This window comes from Faucicola sp. SE7633 (genome assembly GCF_059264685.1).
Genome location: NZ_JCADBW010000008.1, coordinates 12,680 through 27,960, shown reverse-complemented (window position 1 = coordinate 27,960; position 15,281 = coordinate 12,680). Strand labels below are relative to the sequence as shown.

The 15,281-nt window shown below is 52.9% G+C and carries 11 protein-coding genes; 3 read left to right on the top strand and 8 right to left on the bottom strand.

The features are described 5' to 3' along the window. Positions 1-32 precede the first annotated feature (32 nt). Positions 33-740, bottom strand: coding sequence for a DUF1285 domain-containing protein (locus tag AC5L4R_RS04610; RefSeq protein WP_494472895.1), 708 nt, complete (start codon positions 738-740; stop codon positions 33-35). Between the two features lie 353 nt (positions 741-1,093). Between AC5L4R_RS04610 and AC5L4R_RS04605 the strand changes: the two genes are divergently transcribed. After that, positions 1,094-2,785, top strand: coding sequence for an electron transfer flavoprotein-ubiquinone oxidoreductase (locus AC5L4R_RS04605; protein ID WP_494472894.1), 1,692 nt, complete (start codon positions 1,094-1,096; stop codon positions 2,783-2,785). A 127-nt stretch (positions 2,786-2,912) separates the two neighbouring features. On the opposite strand, the gene AC5L4R_RS04600 is transcribed toward AC5L4R_RS04605, so the two are convergent. The 3 genes from AC5L4R_RS04600 to recG all read right to left on the bottom strand — a co-directional run bounded on the left by AC5L4R_RS04600 (position 2,913) and on the right by recG (position 7,594). Next, on the bottom strand, positions 2,913-4,733 hold the full coding sequence (locus AC5L4R_RS04600; protein ID WP_494472893.1) for an alkaline phosphatase D family protein: 1,821 nt from the start codon (positions 4,731-4,733) through the stop codon (positions 2,913-2,915). A gap of 201 nt (positions 4,734-4,934) precedes the next feature. Beyond that, positions 4,935-5,120, bottom strand: coding sequence for a hypothetical protein (locus tag AC5L4R_RS04595; protein WP_067057688.1), 186 nt, complete (start codon positions 5,118-5,120; stop codon positions 4,935-4,937). Between the two features lie 299 nt (positions 5,121-5,419). Then, positions 5,420-7,594, bottom strand: coding sequence for an ATP-dependent DNA helicase RecG (gene recG, locus AC5L4R_RS04590; protein ID WP_494472892.1), 2,175 nt, complete (start codon positions 7,592-7,594; stop codon positions 5,420-5,422). A 203-nt stretch (positions 7,595-7,797) separates the two neighbouring features. Here recG and AC5L4R_RS04585 point away from each other — a divergent pair, with 203 nt between their 5' ends. Next, the gene (locus tag AC5L4R_RS04585; protein ID WP_494472891.1) at positions 7,798-8,742 is read left to right on the top strand and encodes a patatin-like phospholipase family protein; all 945 of its coding nucleotides are present in this window, start codon (positions 7,798-7,800) and stop codon (positions 8,740-8,742) included. Positions 8,743-8,815: 73 nt separating this feature from the next. Here the strand turns inward: AC5L4R_RS04585 and AC5L4R_RS04580 are convergent, their stop codons facing one another. Next, entirely contained in the window at positions 8,816-9,466 is a 651-nt protein-coding gene (locus tag AC5L4R_RS04580) for a hypothetical protein (protein ID WP_494472890.1), read from the bottom strand. 448 nt (positions 9,467-9,914) lie between these two features. Between AC5L4R_RS04580 and argA the strand changes: the two genes are divergently transcribed. After that, entirely contained in the window at positions 9,915-11,255 is a 1,341-nt protein-coding gene (argA, locus tag AC5L4R_RS04575) for an amino-acid N-acetyltransferase (RefSeq protein WP_494472945.1), read from the top strand. Positions 11,256-11,342: 87 nt separating this feature from the next. On the opposite strand, the gene bamJ (AC5L4R_RS04570) is transcribed toward argA, so the two are convergent. From bamJ (AC5L4R_RS04570) to AC5L4R_RS04560, 3 genes are read right to left on the bottom strand one after another with little or no spacing between them, the layout of a single operon-like run. Continuing rightward, the gene (gene bamJ, locus AC5L4R_RS04570; RefSeq protein WP_494472889.1) at positions 11,343-12,227 is read right to left on the bottom strand and encodes a BamJ family beta-barrel-assembly machinery protein; all 885 of its coding nucleotides are present in this window, start codon (positions 12,225-12,227) and stop codon (positions 11,343-11,345) included. Between the two features lie 24 nt (positions 12,228-12,251). Continuing rightward, the gene (bamJ, locus tag AC5L4R_RS04565) at positions 12,252-13,217 is read right to left on the bottom strand and encodes a BamJ family beta-barrel-assembly machinery protein (RefSeq protein WP_494472888.1); all 966 of its coding nucleotides are present in this window, start codon (positions 13,215-13,217) and stop codon (positions 12,252-12,254) included. Between the two features lie 38 nt (positions 13,218-13,255). Further along, positions 13,256-15,247 carry a M61 family metallopeptidase gene (locus tag AC5L4R_RS04560; RefSeq protein WP_494472887.1) on the bottom strand — a complete coding sequence of 664 codons (1,992 nt, stop codon included), beginning with the start codon at positions 15,245-15,247 and terminating at the stop codon, positions 13,256-13,258. Between the last annotated feature and the right edge of the window lie 34 nt (positions 15,248-15,281).

The following is a 15,281-nucleotide window of genomic DNA, read 5'->3' as shown; positions in this document are numbered from 1 at the left end:
TGTTAGCAGGCAAAACTTGGCGCACTAACCACTTAAGCCATGCCATCATACGGCATGGTCAGTTCAATCACCGTATCGCCAGTTGGCAAGCGCAAGGTCACATCGTTGCCCTGCTCGACCAATTCACCTGCATGGGCAAGCTGATAAAACACGTTGCGGTGCACCAATGCCCAAATTGCCGAATCGCCATTTTGGCGCACCTTAACGTACGGCTGCTCGGCTTGCTCGTTGCAAGTTTTGGTGTTTGTCGCGTCGGCATCGGCATGTTGTTGTGCCAAATGAAACGGTAAGCCAAATTGCAGCGGATGCGCTGCATCCACAGTCACGCGCTCACCTTGCGCGGTGGTCAGTTGCAGCACGCGTTTGCCGTTTTGTTCGATATAATCGTATTGCGTGACCAGTAGCGGCGCGTCTTCGACAGTGATTTGCAGTTTTTCAACAGGGGTTTTTAAAAAATACGTCACCGCACCTGCATCATCGACTTCTGCCCACAACACGCGGCTAAATAGCGTCACCATGGCATCGCGCGCAATTTTGCGCCCCTCATGCCACCACTCGCCATTGGCTTTGATGACCAAATCCATTGCGCCGCAAAATTTGGGTTGCCAGGTTTCTAGCGGCGGTATCGGTTGGCGGTTTGCGTCATCATCTGTCAGTAGTTGCTGGCTGAGGTTGTCTAGACTGGCGGTGTGTGTTTGGGTGGCGGTCGTGCTGTTCATCATCATTCCTTGTGCTGTCATGTCAGTTGCTGTGGTTATCATAGCGGCTTTTATTTGGCTTGCGCGTAGCAATGCTTTATCAATGCGTAAAAAATTATAAGCCACCGCTTGGTCTATCACCAAAAACCGCCAATTTTTATCGGATAAAAAATGACTGACTGGTCATAGACCCGTGTGCGCAAAGTTTGGCTATATGGCAATGGATTTTTTTAGGCTATAATGGGGCAATTTAGAGGGCTAAACGTTTGAAAAGGGCTAAGATTTTGTTGTATTTTGTGCCGATATTGCCCTGCCAACGCGTTTATCTTGTATCTGTTTGCTTAACTTTTTGAATGGAACGTTGTCATTCAGCCAATTTTTGCTAAGGAGTAGCCATGTCAGCAGACGCTAGCACGGACACCGTGCAACCCATCGAACGTGAACAAATGGAATTCGACGTGGTCATCGTCGGCGGCGGCCCGTCAGGTCTGTCGGCGGCCATTCGCCTGCGCCAGCTTGCCATCGAGGCAGGCAATGACGAGTTTAGCGTGTGCGTGGTCGAAAAAGGCTCAGAATTCGGCGCGCATATCCTATCGGGCGCGGTCATGGAGCCGCGCGCGCTGACTGAGCTGATTCCCGATTGGAAAGAAAAAGGCGCGCCTGTGCATGTAGCGGCCAAAGAAGACCGCGTGTATATGCTCAAAAACGCGACCAAACACCGCCAGCTACCCAACAAGATTGTACCTGCGTTGATGCACAATGACGGTAACTATATCATCTCATTGGGCAATTTGGTGCGCTGGTTGGCTACCCAAGCCGAGGAACTGGAAGTCATGATGTTCCCAGGCTTTGCCGCCGCTGAGGTGCTATACGGCGAAGACGGCTCGGTGCGTGGTATCGTCACAGGTGACATGGGCGTTGCTGCTGATGGTAAACCCAAATCAAGCTTTGAACCTGGCTATGAGCTGTTGGCAAAATACACGATTTTTGCCGAAGGTTGCCGCGGCCATCTGGGCAAGCGTTTGGTCAAACAGTTTGGTTTGGATGATGGGCGCGACCCACAGCATTATGGCATTGGGCTCAAAGAGCTATGGGAAGTTGAGCCCGATAAGCATGAGCTTGGCGTGGTCATGCACGGTTCAGGCTGGCCGCTTTCTGAAACAGGCAGCACAGGCGGTTGGTGGTTGTATTTTGATGAAAATAACCAAGTGTCGTTTGGTTTGGTGGTTGATTTGTCGTACACCAATCCCTATGTGTCACCGTTTGATGAAATGCAACGCCTTAAAACCCATCCCGTCATCAGCAGCATTTTACAAGGCGGTAAGCGTCTATCCTATGGTGCGCGCGCCTTGGCAAAAGGCGGTCTCAATGCCCTGCCAAAACTGTATTTCCCTGGTGGCGTGTTGGTCGGCGATGACGCAGGCTTTTTGAACCCTGCCAAAATCAAAGGCACGCACACGGCGATTAAATCGGGCATGTTGGCGGCTGAATCGGTCTATGCCGCGATTGCCGCAGGGCGTGCACACGATGAAGTAGCCAGCTATGAAGACGCGTTCAAAAATTCATGGCTGCATGAAGACATGTACCAAGCGCGTAACTTTGCAGGCGCGATGCACCGCATGGGCACATGGATGGGCGGCGCGTTTAACTTCCTAGATGCCAATATCTTTAAAGGCAAAATGCCATTGACGATTCGCGACACCACGCCCGATTATGCCGCACTAGAACGCGCTGACCACGCCTTTGTGCCTGAGTATCCCAAGCCAGACGGCAAATTGACGTTTGACAAGCTATCATCGGTGTTTATCTCCAACACCAATCACGCCGAAGACCAGCCTTGCCACTTGCGCTTGACCGACCCTGCCATTCCAATTACGCGTAACCTCAAAATCTTTGCTGAGCCAGCTCAGCGCTACTGCCCTGCAGGGGTATATGAAGTTGTGCCCGATGGTGCAGACAGTGCCAAGTTTGTCATCAATGCGCAAAACTGCGTACACTGCAAAACCTGTGACATCAAAGACCCGTCACAAAACATCACATGGGTGACACCCGAAGGCGGCGGTGGCCCGAACTATCCCAACATGTAAAGCTGTTTTTGAGCCAATACTGACAGCAAAAACCAATCGCCACTTGGTTAAGTGGCGATTTTTTTACGCAACAAAAAACCGCCTGCCCCAGCACGGGCGGACGGTTTTTGCTGGGTGATATGCATTGTTAGCCGACCAACTGCATTTGTCCTGCTTTGACCGCCAGCGTCTTACCCAGATTGGTGCTATACGTCGGTTTTAGGATATCGCTGACAAACACCCAATCGCACTGGCATTGCTCGCGCGTTGCGGTGACCACCATATAACCACGGCGGCTGGTATCGCACCATTTGAGCGTGCCGCCTTGCACCAACATCGGCAACACGGTGGCAAGCTGCTCGGGCGGTACGCTAGGTAAGTACGCCTCAAACCCCGGTGAGGTCACCGACTGCACAGCAAACTCCACCCCTGCAGGCTTGCCGTCATTGGTCACAAGGTTGTTTGCCCATGCGTTGTGGGTATCGCCCGATAGCACCACAAGATTTTTGTTGAGCCTGTTTGCCATGGTAAACACCGTTTCTTGCGCCACTGCATAGCCGTCCCACGCATCAAGGTTGTAGGGGATATAAGGCGCGTTTAATATGGCTTGCTCTTGCGCGCTGAGTGTGCTGGGTGCTTGTTTGGCTTTTTGTGCCATTGCCAGATAATCCGTGATAGTCACGCCAACTTTGGGGTTTAGCAAGTTAAACAGCACAGGCGACGGCATACGCATTTTGCCAATGACGACTTGCTGACCCAACATTTGCCATGTCGCGTTTGACTGCTGCATTTGGCTGTATAGCCAGTTTTGCTGCGCCAAGCCAAGTAGCTGGCGATTGGCGGCTGTCCAATCGGTAACAAATTTGTTGCCATCAAAGACAGGCTGGCCGCTGGCATCCACCCCAATATAGTCATTGTAATCAAGCTGCTTGTCGCGCCCGATGATACGCGTGTCCAGCATGTGCAAGCTGACCAAGTCAGCAAAGTTAAAACTGCGATAAATCTGGTTCATCACGCCTGTGCGCGTTGGCAACCACTCGTGATACGCCTTCATCGCAGCCATTTTGCGCGTGTTCCAATCGCCTTCATTGGGTTGGTGATTTTCTGCGCCATCCATGTAGGCATCGTTGGCAATTTCGTGGTCGTCCCACACCGCAATCATCGGCAAGGCAGCGTGCATGGCTTGCAAATCCTTGTCGCTGCGGTATTGCGCATAGCGTTCACGGTAGTCACGAATCGTCAAAAGCTCGGTGGCAGGGCTGACCTCGCGCCCAAGCTTAGCGGCATGCGCTGAGGCATACGCGGTCACGGCTTGCCCGTTGCTGTCAGTCGTTGTGCGCCCGTATTCATAAATGTAATCACCCAAATGAATGACGGCATCCAGCGGCTGTCTGGCGATGTCGGCATAAGCATGGAAGTAGCCTGCAGGGAAGTTTGAGCAGCTAACCACGGCAAGTTTGACTTGCGCCACGCTGCCTGTCGGTAGGGTTTTGGTTGTGCCTGTCGGGCTGGTCGCACCGTCTGCCATAAAGCGATAGTAATACGTGGTGGCAGGTTTTAAACCTGTGGCATCGACTTTGACGGTATAATCCGCCCCGCCATCGGCTATCGCTGTGCCAGATTGCACAATTTGGCTAAAACGGCTATCGGCGGCCACTTGCCATTGCACAGGGTAGCTGCCTGCGCTGTCGGGAGTAACGCGCGTCCAAATGATGACGCGGTCGCTTAGGGGGTCGCCACTGGCAACACCATGCAAAAACTGGACACGCGCACGGTCGCCACCCACAGCTTCAATCCTGGTGTCGTCGTCATCGTCGTCACAGCCTGCCAGCATCAGCGACGCGCCTGCCGCGGCCGTCATTGATGACGCTTGCAAAAAGCGGCGGCGGTTGAGCATCGGTGTTTCGGCATCGGGTTTAAAAAAATTGTGCAGTGGGCTGGTTTCGTGGTCGTCGTTGTGCTGGGTCATGCTGGCTTCCTAATAGCGAACAAATACACACAAGGTTTTTTGGCTACCAGCATAAAGCAGCAACATGACAATTTGGTGAAAGACCACCACGCAGTTTTGGCTAAAACCAGTTTGTCCAGCCCACATTGCCCAGTCCAAGCCGTCATAAAAAAACCGCCCAATGATACAGCGGTTTTTTTGGTACGGCTGCACCAAAATGCGTTAGGCGATACCTGCGGCAGCCTTGAACGCCGCTTCGTCATAATCATCACCATGAGTCACCACCACCATGTTGCCATCGGTCGATACATTGACGAATTTTACGCCTTTCACTGTTTCGGTTTTTTTGACGAATTCATCAGCTGCTGCTTTGTCGCCCACTTTGATGTCGTATTTGGTTTGTGGCATAGCCAACTCCCTATCATTTACCAATCATATCAAGCTAAGCAGAATAACCAGTCGCTGATGAGCATCTGCTATTGCCTGTTGATTAAGGTTGCATTTATTTTCTTTAAAAAAGCTTAAATTTTCTTGGTACTTCTATAAAAATTTGAGCCTATGTACTGATACTGACTAAGATAGCAAAATTTTGTGCTAAAAACCTAGTACATTTGTCGGTAATTAGGAGGGTTTAATCTGAGAAATAGTAACAAATGGTTAAGTTAATTTAATCATAAACCACCACAGTGCAAGATCATGGGCAAAGATTAGGCGTTGATGTACTTGATGGCATTGGGTGTCCAGCGTGCAATCAGGCGGTGCACATCGGCTTTGCGCGTTGGGTCAGCGATAAGCAGCCGCGCCAAGGCGTTTGCCATGACCAGCAGCACCTCGTCACGCGCCAAGTCGCTGATATAGTAGCCCAAATGCCCTGCTTGGCGTTTGCCAAGTAGCTCGCCTGCGCCGCGTAGTGCCAAGTCTTTTTGGGCGATGACAAAGCCGTCACTGCTGTCGCGCAAGACGTTTAAGCGTTCGACACCTGTGGCAGATAGGGGCGTTTGGTAAAGCAGCACGCAGTAGCTTTTTTCGCTGCCGCGTCCAACGCGTCCGCGCAGCTGGTGCAGCTGTGACAAGCCAAGGCGCTCGGCATTTTCAATCACCATCAGTGAGGCGTTGGGCACATCGACACCCACTTCAATCACGGTGGTGGCGACCAGTAGCGCGGTTTTGCCGTCTTTGAAGTCTTGCATGACGGCTTGTTTTTGGGCAGGACGCATCTTGCCATGCACCAGCCCAATGGGGATGTTGAGGCGGTCAGCCAAATCGGCAAACGTGGCTTCGGCGGCTTGTGCGTCCAGTGCGGTTGATTCCTCAACCAGCGGACAGACCCAATACGCTTGCTTGCCTGCTTGGCAGTTTACCGCAATACGCTCAATGACCTCATCACGGCGGTCACGGCTGACGGTCACGGTGGTGATGGGTGTGCGGTTGGGCGGTAATTCATCAATCACAGATGTGTCCATGTCGCCAAACGCGCTCATCGCCAAGGTACGTGGAATCGGTGTGGCGGTCATCATCAGTTGGTGCGGTGTGGTATGCGCTAGACCTTTGTTGAGTAGGGCGACGCGCTGCTCAACGCCAAAACGGTGCTGCTCATCGATAATCGCTAAGCCTAACTTGGCAAAGCTGACTTGTTCTTGAAAAATCGCATGCGTGCCAATGACGATTTGCACGTCATTATCGGCAACGGCTTGCAGCATGTGGGCGCGTTGTTTGGCGGTTTGTTTGCCAGCCAGCCAGCCCACGTTGATGCCAAGCGGCGTAAACCAACGCTCAAAATTGTGCAGATGCTGCTCGGCTAAAATTTCGGTCGGTGCCATCAGCGCAACTTGCCAACCGCTATCTAGCGCGTAACACGCTGCCAACGCTGCGACCAACGTCTTGCCTGCGCCCACATCGCCTTGCACCAAACGCAACATCGGCACAGACTGCGCCAAATCGCGGACAATCTCGCTGACCACGCGCTGCTGCGCCCGTGTCAGGCTAAACGGCAAACTGGCAAGTAAGCGTTCTGCCAACGGGCTAATAGTTTGACAGCGCGGTGCTTTGTACTGGTGCAGCTGTTGCTTACGATACATCAGCCCCAACTGGTGCGCCAACATTTCTTCTAAAATCAGCCGTTGGCAGGTGGGGTGGCGGCGTTCTTTGAGCGCGTTGAGTAGCCGCTGCTGCTGGGTCAAATCGGTATAAATCGGCGGACGATGAATAAAGCTCAACGCCGTCAAAAGGTTAAACTCGGCAAACGGGTTGGCAATCTCGGTCACGCCTGCCAACAACGGCAACTGCTGGGCAATGATGGGCGCGACGGCTTGCCAGTCAGCAGGGTGCAGGCTCTCGGGCGCGCCGTGCTGCTGATGTTGCTGGACGCTGCGCAAGGCAACGTTAATCAGACTGCGCAACTTATTTTGCTGTAGCTGCTTGACGGTTGGATAAATCGGTATCAGACCGCTGGCGGCAGGTGGTTTGTGGTCGGTGATGACCTCGTATTCAGGATGGCTAATTTGGGTACCGTATTTATTGATCGCCACCTCGCCAAACACACGCAAGATCTGCCCTGCAACCATAGTTTCTTGTAAACCGCGATACAGATGATAAAAACGCAGCGTCACCTGCCCCGTATCGTCTTTGAGCGTCACGCTCATGCCACTGCGCTTGGCATTGACGTAGGTGATCACGCCTTGCACCAACGCCGATTGCCCTGCAACCAGCTCGCGCATGGGTATGATACGGCTGCGGTCTTCATAGTCGCGCGGTAAATGCAGCAACAAATCAAACACGCGCGTGATATCAAGCTGCGCCAGTTGGTTGGCAATGTGGCTACCCACGCCTGCCAGCGCGGTGACAGGCATGTTGAGCACATCGGGAGAATCGGTCGGGGTCATTGTCCTTTGGTTGTATTTAAACAATCTAGCGTATTGATAACTTTTGATTATAGCACAGTTCAAACGCACCAACGCGGGGTTTCGGCGGTGATTGGCCGGCTAAAGGACAAAAAACTAGCCGCCTGTTGCCCTAGCGCAGGTTTTGCTTTTTGGCCAAAAAACGCCTATGCTAACGCCGATTTATACCATTTTTGAGGGTTTTTATGCCATTAAACCGCCGAGAATTGCTGCAATTATTTGGCATCACTGTATCAGGCGCGTTAGCCGCTGACTTGGTCGGCTGTCAGGCCACGCCTATACCTACGCCTCGCCCAACCCTACCTGCCACGCCGCAACTGGCACTGGTGTTGGGCGGCGGCGGTGCTAAGGGCTTTGCCCATATCGGTGTGCTTAACGTGCTAGAAAGTCACGGCATCAAACCTGATGTAATTGTTGGTACAAGCATGGGTGCGGTGGTCGGTAGCCTGTACGCCAGTGGCAAATCTGCCGCACAGCTTGAACAAATCGCGCTGAGTGTGCGTGACGATGAATTGCTGGACTTCACCTTGAGTAAACAAGGCTTTATCGAAGGTGTGCGCCTACAAAACTGGATCAACGCGCAAGTAGGTCACCGCCCGATTGAGCGGCTACCGATACGATTTATCAGCATAGCAACCGATGCCATCGACAAGCGCAAGGTCGAATTGAGCCAAGGCGATACGGGGCTTGCGGTACGCGCATCAAGCAGCGTGTATGGCGTGTTTATCGCGCCACGGATCAACAACCGCCGTTACCTTGATGGCGGTATGGTTAGCCTTGTACCTGTGCAAACCGCCAAAGATACAGGCGCGCGTCTCATTATTGCGGTGGATGTGTTTGCACCGACAGATCAAGCCGCCACCTTTGTAAGCAAGCCACGAGATTTTTGGACACAGCTTGATGCCGCGCTTGGTGCAACGCCTATCAAGGATTCGGCGGAGTTGGCATTGGCGGACGTGGTCATTCGCCCTGATGTGCGCGCCATCGGCACGGCAAACTTACACGCCAAAGCCGCGGCAATTCGGGCAGGCGAGGCTGCGGCCAAACGCGCCCTGCCAACATTGTTACAACAATTATCAGCGCAAACTCGCACTACCCCACCTGCGCGGCCGCCGATGCCACAACGCTGATGGTTCGGCAGTCAATCAAACAAACCGTCGATTATCACAGACGGTTTTTTATTTGTGCCATGTATTGGTCAGATTATTTGACCCGTAGGCGGTATTTGACCATCGCCACCTCGTTCAAGCCCAGCCCCGGTACGTCCCATTGCACCGCGCGATATTGTGACATCGGCACGTCTTGTAACACACCGCCGACATTCATTTTTAGTGGCATGTACTGAAAATTCACCCCATCGACACTACCGCGGACGCGCGCAGGCTCAAGATCCGCTTGGCTGATCAGTTCCATGTTGGCAGGGATATCAAAGGTGACTTTCATGTTGCGCACACGCTCGCTGCCTTGATTGGTGATGTAACCGCGATACTCAAGCACATTGCCGCTTGCTACCTGAGTTTGTGGGGTGATGGGGCTTAGCGCTTCTTGCCCTGTCGCGTCACGCCCAACGACAGACACCAACACGCGGCTGGTTAAGGCTGCATTGTTGGCGGCAGGTGCGCGTGGTACGCTCTGGTTGCCTGTGATTAGGTTGGTTAATTGTGGGCTAACCAGTACAGGCTGGGCGGCGGTGGTATTGGTATTGTAGCTACCTGCCTGATAAGCGTTGTACGCGTTCGTGTTGTTGGCGGTTGCGTTGGGGTCAGCGGTCAAGGTCGGTAGCACGGCAAACGCTTGGCTTGATAGCACGCCTGCGCCAAGTAGCGCGGCAAGTTTGGCAGTGGTTTTCAACATGGGGTCATTCCTCTAGTTATTGATTTGGGACTAAATATTCAATATTCATCCGTTGCGTGTTGGTTACGCCCGTGACATCGGTTGAGACAAACCAAACAAGCAAACCATCAGTGTGCGCTTAGCATAGCAAACTTTGCGCCCAAACACACCTATTGCCCGTCTGCTGGCCGCTTGCGTTACCAAATCACCACAGTCAAGTCAGGCTGATTGTTAAAAACCACGGCACAAATTTGGCAAACGCTTATTTACTTTATGGTTTAATTCGCCTACTATGGAAAATTCATGTATTTTATGCTGCGTTGCCGTGTGCTGACCGTTGATGGGTCAGCGTTATTTTATCGCCCATAGCCTCCATAACCTATCGTTAATTAGTTTGATTGCCATGATATCACCATCTCACCCAACCGATGCGCTCACCCCCAACCGTACCGAACCTGCCTATCATGCCATGATTGATTTGCCCGATAATCCAACCGATGAGCGCAGCAGCACGCCTGCGTATGTGACGTGGTTTCGCAATTTTGCGCCGTATATCAACACCCACCGCGGCAAGACGTTTGTCATCATGTTCAATGGTGAGGCGGTACAGCATGACAATTTTAGCAATCTGATTCATGACTTGGCATTGCTGCACAGTTTGGGCATTAAGCTGGTGTTGGTGCATGGCGCGCGGCCGCAAATTGATGCCAACTTGCGCCAACAAGCCATTGACGCGCCGACGGTCAATGATGTACGCGTCACACCACCTGCCGCCATGCCTGCGATTTTGCAAGCGGTTGGCTCAATTCGCTTACAAATCGAGGCACAGCTGTCGATGGGTCTGGCAAATTCACCAATGTATGGTTCACGCATTGATGCGGTGTCAGGCAATTTTGTCACCGCGCGTCCGTACGGTGTGCGCGATGGCGTGGATTATCAGTTTACAGGTGAGGTGCGCGCGATTGATGCCGAGGCAATTCGCAACAATTTGCAGCATAACCACGTGGTGATTTTGGGCTCGATGGGTTACTCTGCCACGGGTGAGGTGTTTAACCTACTGGCAGAAGACGTCGCGCTACAAGCGGCAATTTGCCTGCAAGCGGATAAGCTGATTTTTTTGGGTGAGCGCACAGGCATCACCAATGCCAAAGGGCAGCTGCTTAAAGAAATGATTCCGCATGAGGTCACGCGCTATTTGCGTGATACGCCGTTAGATAGTGAGGTTGGGCGGTTTTTGCAAGCGGCAAGTGAGGCGTGTCAGCACGGCATCCACCGCACGCATATTATTTCATACGCCAAAGACGGTGCGCTGCTTGAGGAGTTATTCACCCGTGATGGCTCAGGCACGCTGATTTCGCACGATCCGTATGAAGAAATTCGCCGCGCAGATATTGATGATGTGGTGGGTTTGATTGAATTGCTTGAGCCGCTAGAGGAGCAAGGCATTTTGGTACGGCGTTCGCGTGAGCGGCTAGAAAGTGAGCTTGAGTATTTTAGCGTGATTGAGCGCGACGGCATGGTACTTGGCTGCGCGGCGTTGTATCCATTATCAGATGATGCTGCCGAGGTCGCCTGTGTGGCAGTGCACCCCAATTACCGCAAGGGCAATCGTGGCGCAGATTTGGTGACGTTTTTGGAGCAGCAAGCGCGTAGCCACGGTATCAATACGTTGTTTGTGCTGACCACGCGCACGGCGCATTGGTTTGTTGAGCAAGGGTTTGTTGAAGTGCCTGCCGACCAACTGCCTGCCAAGCGTTTGGCAAGCTATGACAGCGGACGCAATTCCAAGGTGTTAAAAAAAGCGCTTTAAATCAAACGGCTTTAAGCTTTAGCATACCTTGGCTTCCCCCTCCCCCAAAGGGAGTGGAGGAAGTCAATCATACGCCAAGTGGTTGATTTAATTACTATCTTTTGCCGCTGTTTTGGGATTGATGGCCAGCAGTTCAATATCAAAAATCAACACGCTGTTGGGTTCGATTTCGGCATTGCCTGCCGCGCCATAGCCCAGCGCAGGCGGAACAAACAAGCGGTATTTAGCCCCCACCTGCATCAGCGGCAAACCCTCACGCCAACCGGCAATGACTTGGTCAAGCGCAAAGGTGACAGGCTCACCGCGTCTGTATGAGCTGTCAAATACCGTGCCGTCAATCAGTTTGCCTTCATAATGCACCTTGACGCTGTCGCTGGCAGTTGGGCGCGCGCCTGTGCCTGCTTTGAGTACTTGGTATTGTAGCCCTGAAGCGGTGGTGCGCACGCCTGCTTGTTTGGCGTTGTCACGCAAAAACTGTTCGGCTTGTTGGGCGTTGTCGGCGGCGGTGGCCTCAATTTGTTTGGCGTATTCGATTTCTTTGCGTTTTTGGTAGGCTAACAACACGCGCTGCATTTGGTCTTTGCCAAGCGTTGCGTCGCGGTCTTGATAGGCATCACGAAAGCCTTGAAAAAACGCGTCTAGCACCAAGTCATCCACAACATCCTTGTTACCGTTTGCCATCAAATAGCCCAAGCTGTAGCTGACTTGGTCAATCTGGCTGCTGGTCGGCTGCACGCTACTGGTAGCAGGCAAATAGCGTGACGGGGTGACGTTGGATGTTTCGCTGGTTGCGCGTGACGCGGTTTGGCTCGCTTGCGCGGCGTTGGCTTGTACCGAGGTGGTCGCGTTGGGCGCTGCTTTAGCGATTTTGATAATCGCGGCATGGGCAAGCTGACTTGGCATGGCGGCTGCAATCGCCACGGATAAGGCACAACTTGTCGCGCGCGCTAGATATTTGGGCAAAAAAGACATGACGCTGTCCTATGTGGTGGTTGGTTATTGGGCGGCAGACGCTGCACCTAGCTGCGCCTCAAGTTGGCGTTGTAATTCGGCCATGGTGGCAGCGTCTAAACCCTGCTCCTGCCCTTGTGCTGCACCTTGTAGTTCTGCAGGATTGTCGGTAGGCGGATTGACTTTCACCAGCTCAATATCAAAAATCAGCACGCTGTTAGGCTCAATCGCCCCTGGTGCGCCTTGCTCACCGTATGCCAATTTGGCAGGGATATAAAAGCGGTATTTCGCCCCTTCGTTCATCAGCTGTACACCTTCTGTCCAGCCAGGGATGACTTGGTTGAGCGGAAACACAACAGGCTCGCCGCCGTGTTTGGCAGAGCTGTCAAATACGTTGCCATCGATGGTTTTGCCTTCGTACTGCACGGCTACGATGTCGGTGGCTTTGGGTTTTGCGCCTGTGCCTTCTTGTAGCACTTCATATTGTAAGCCTGAGGCGGTGGTCTTGACGTTGGGTTTTTTGGCATTTTGGGCTAAAAATGCCTCGCCTTTGGCAAGATTGTCTTGTAGCAGTTTGGCAGTTTGGCGTTGCTCGTATGCCATGACGGTTTGCTGCATTTGTTCAGGGGTCAGGTTGGTGGGCTTGTTGGCAAAGCCATCTTGCAAGCCTTGGACGATGTCTTGCACGCGCAAGTCTGAGGCAACGTCATGCACGTTGCTGCCCATCATGTAGCCTAGGCTGTAGCCAACTTTGGTGTCCTCATCGCTGGTGGGATTGACCGCATTGGCAGTCGTCGCCTGAGGGGTCTGGCCCAGTGCGCCGCGCCCTAATTCGGCAGCGTGCGGGGTGTTGCCAAAACTGTGTAAAAAAATCGGTGACAATGCCAAGCCGCCCAGTACCAACGCGGCGATAATCGGCAAGGCTTTGCCATTGCCATGCTCGGCAGGGCGCACGGTGGTGGTTTGGGTGGCGGTTTTTTGTGGGTGTGGCTGGGTGGTTTGGCGGCTCATAGATTATCCTTTCAAAATAAATTTTAAAAAATCAAAACTCAATACTGGCGCAAGGGCGGCTGCAACCATTGCTGCTGGGCGGCGGTCAATGGCGCATCGGGCGCGGCGGTGTCATCGGTGGTTAAGCCAAGCTGCCATTTTTGGACAGGCTGCTGGGTGGCGTTTGGTGCAGGCACGTCAAGCAGTAGCAATTCATCACGGCGAAACACGTGGCACAGACTGGCATTGCCCGTCACAGCTTGCGCACGGGTGGTGGCGGTGAGGCGTTTTTCACTGGCTTTTAGCCCATCAATGGCAATAATGATATCATGCGCCGATAGCCCTGCCTGCGCCGCTACACCATCACGCAACACGCGTTGCAGCTTGATGCCTTGCGTATCGGCGCTGTATCGCATGCCCCATGCCGCGCCTGCGTTGGTGTCGTGCTCATGTTTTGGCGTCACGCCCACCGCTTTGAGCCAATCTGCCAGTGCTAGCTCATCTGTACCGTCGATGTAACGGGCTTTAAAATCCTGCCAAATCTCAACGGGCAAAAATTCTGCCATGACTTCATCCAGCAGTGCGACCGACAGCCCAAGGCGTTTGTGGCGCGTGTCTGCTTGCTGGCTGCGCTGATACAAGGCTTTGACCACGTCAAACAAGCGGCCATTGTGCTGCATCAAGGTGACATCAAGCCCAAACGCGACCAATGCGCCTTTGTTGTAGTAGCTCACGCCTGCATTGGCGCTGTTCTCGTCGCTGCGATACAGCTTAATCCACGCATCAAAACTTGACTCCGCCACACTTTGATGTGTGCGGCCTGCGGTCTGGTGGTAGCGGTTGATTTGTTCGCCAAGCAAATTTAAATAACGCGCTGGCGTGATCACACCTGCCGCTTGCAGCATAAAGTCATCAATATAACTGGTAAAACCCTCAAACACCCACAACAGCGATGTATATGCCTCGCGCGTCAAATTGGCATGCAAGTCATCAGTCAGCATGACATCGGGGCGCACAGTCTTAACCCACCAAGCATGAAAATATTCATGGCTGCACAAGCCCAAAAACCGCTGATAGTTATCACTTGGCGCGGCAGGCTCATAGACGCTGGGCAAATCATCACGCGGCGTGATCAGACTGGTACTAGCGGCATGCTCAAGCCCACCATAATCATTGTCCGTTGCCATGGTCAAAAACACATAATCAGCAAACGGTGTATCGCCCAACCAATCGACATAGGTCTGGCAAATCTGGCGCAAATCCTGTTGCAAGCGGTTTAAATCCGCATCAAATACCCCTGAAATCACAAAACGGTGCGGCACTTGCCGATCAGCGGCCTGCACCACAAAATCAAACGCGCGTTGTTCGGCAATTTCAAACGGGCTGTCGATAAACTGCTCATAATCATCAGCTTGCACGCAATAGCATACACTGGCAGGCATATCGGCTGTTTCATCGTCATCCGCTGGCGTGTCATCCACCGCCAACGCCGCTTCGGTGTCCTGCCAGTCAAAGGTTTGCCCGTCTGCGTCAGCTATCACCGCCAATGCTTCAACGTCATCAAACGGGTCTAAATCAACAAACGGTAACGCACAGGCAAAGCCAACCTCACCACCATTGATCGCAACAAAATCCAACGGGCACAACAAATCCACCGTAATAGGCGACTGCTCTAGCCCCTGCACCGCCAATGCTAACACAGCAAAATTGCCATACAGCCGCGTTTCATCAATATACGCGCCGCGCACCGACAAATCATAGGCATACACCTCGTAATTGACCGTCACAGGCGTACCTGCCGCTGCCTGCACTTGCCAATGGTTTTTATCCAGCTTGACAAGGCGTTGGGTGGCTAAATCATCGCCCACCCGTGCCGTCACCGTGCCGATGTGACGGGCAAACTCACGCACCAAATAACTGCCTGCAATCCATGTCGGTAACCACAACACGGGGTTATCGACAGGTGCGATAAAGCGCAGCGTGACATCGACCAAATGCAGACGAAAACGGCTAAAATCCAGCTGATAAGTGATTGGCATCGGTTTGGACATATGACCACCAAGGCGAATAAACCAAAAATAAACG

Coding starts and splice junctions, on each gene's coding strand:
- AC5L4R_RS04610 (WP_494472895.1), bottom strand. CDS start 740: ATGACAGCACAAGGAATGATGATGAACAGCACGACCGCCACCCAAACA.
- AC5L4R_RS04580 (WP_494472890.1), bottom strand. CDS start 9,466: ATGTTGAAAACCACTGCCAAACTTGCCGCGCTACTTGGCGCAGGCGTG.
- AC5L4R_RS04585 (WP_494472891.1), top strand. CDS start 7,798: ATGCCATTAAACCGCCGAGAATTGCTGCAATTATTTGGCATCACTGTA.
- AC5L4R_RS04560 (WP_494472887.1), bottom strand. CDS start 15,247: ATGTCCAAACCGATGCCAATCACTTATCAGCTGGATTTTAGCCGTTTT.
- AC5L4R_RS04605 (WP_494472894.1), top strand. CDS start 1,094: ATGTCAGCAGACGCTAGCACGGACACCGTGCAACCCATCGAACGTGAA.
- bamJ (WP_494472888.1), bottom strand. CDS start 13,217: ATGAGCCGCCAAACCACCCAGCCACACCCACAAAAAACCGCCACCCAA.
- AC5L4R_RS04600 (WP_494472893.1), bottom strand. CDS start 4,733: ATGACCCAGCACAACGACGACCACGAAACCAGCCCACTGCACAATTTT.
- bamJ (WP_494472889.1), bottom strand. CDS start 12,227: ATGTCTTTTTTGCCCAAATATCTAGCGCGCGCGACAAGTTGTGCCTTA.
- AC5L4R_RS04595 (WP_067057688.1), bottom strand. CDS start 5,120: ATGCCACAAACCAAATACGACATCAAAGTGGGCGACAAAGCAGCAGCT.
- argA (WP_494472945.1), top strand. CDS start 9,915: ATGATTGATTTGCCCGATAATCCAACCGATGAGCGCAGCAGCACGCCT.
- recG (WP_494472892.1), bottom strand. CDS start 7,594: ATGACCCCGACCGATTCTCCCGATGTGCTCAACATGCCTGTCACCGCG.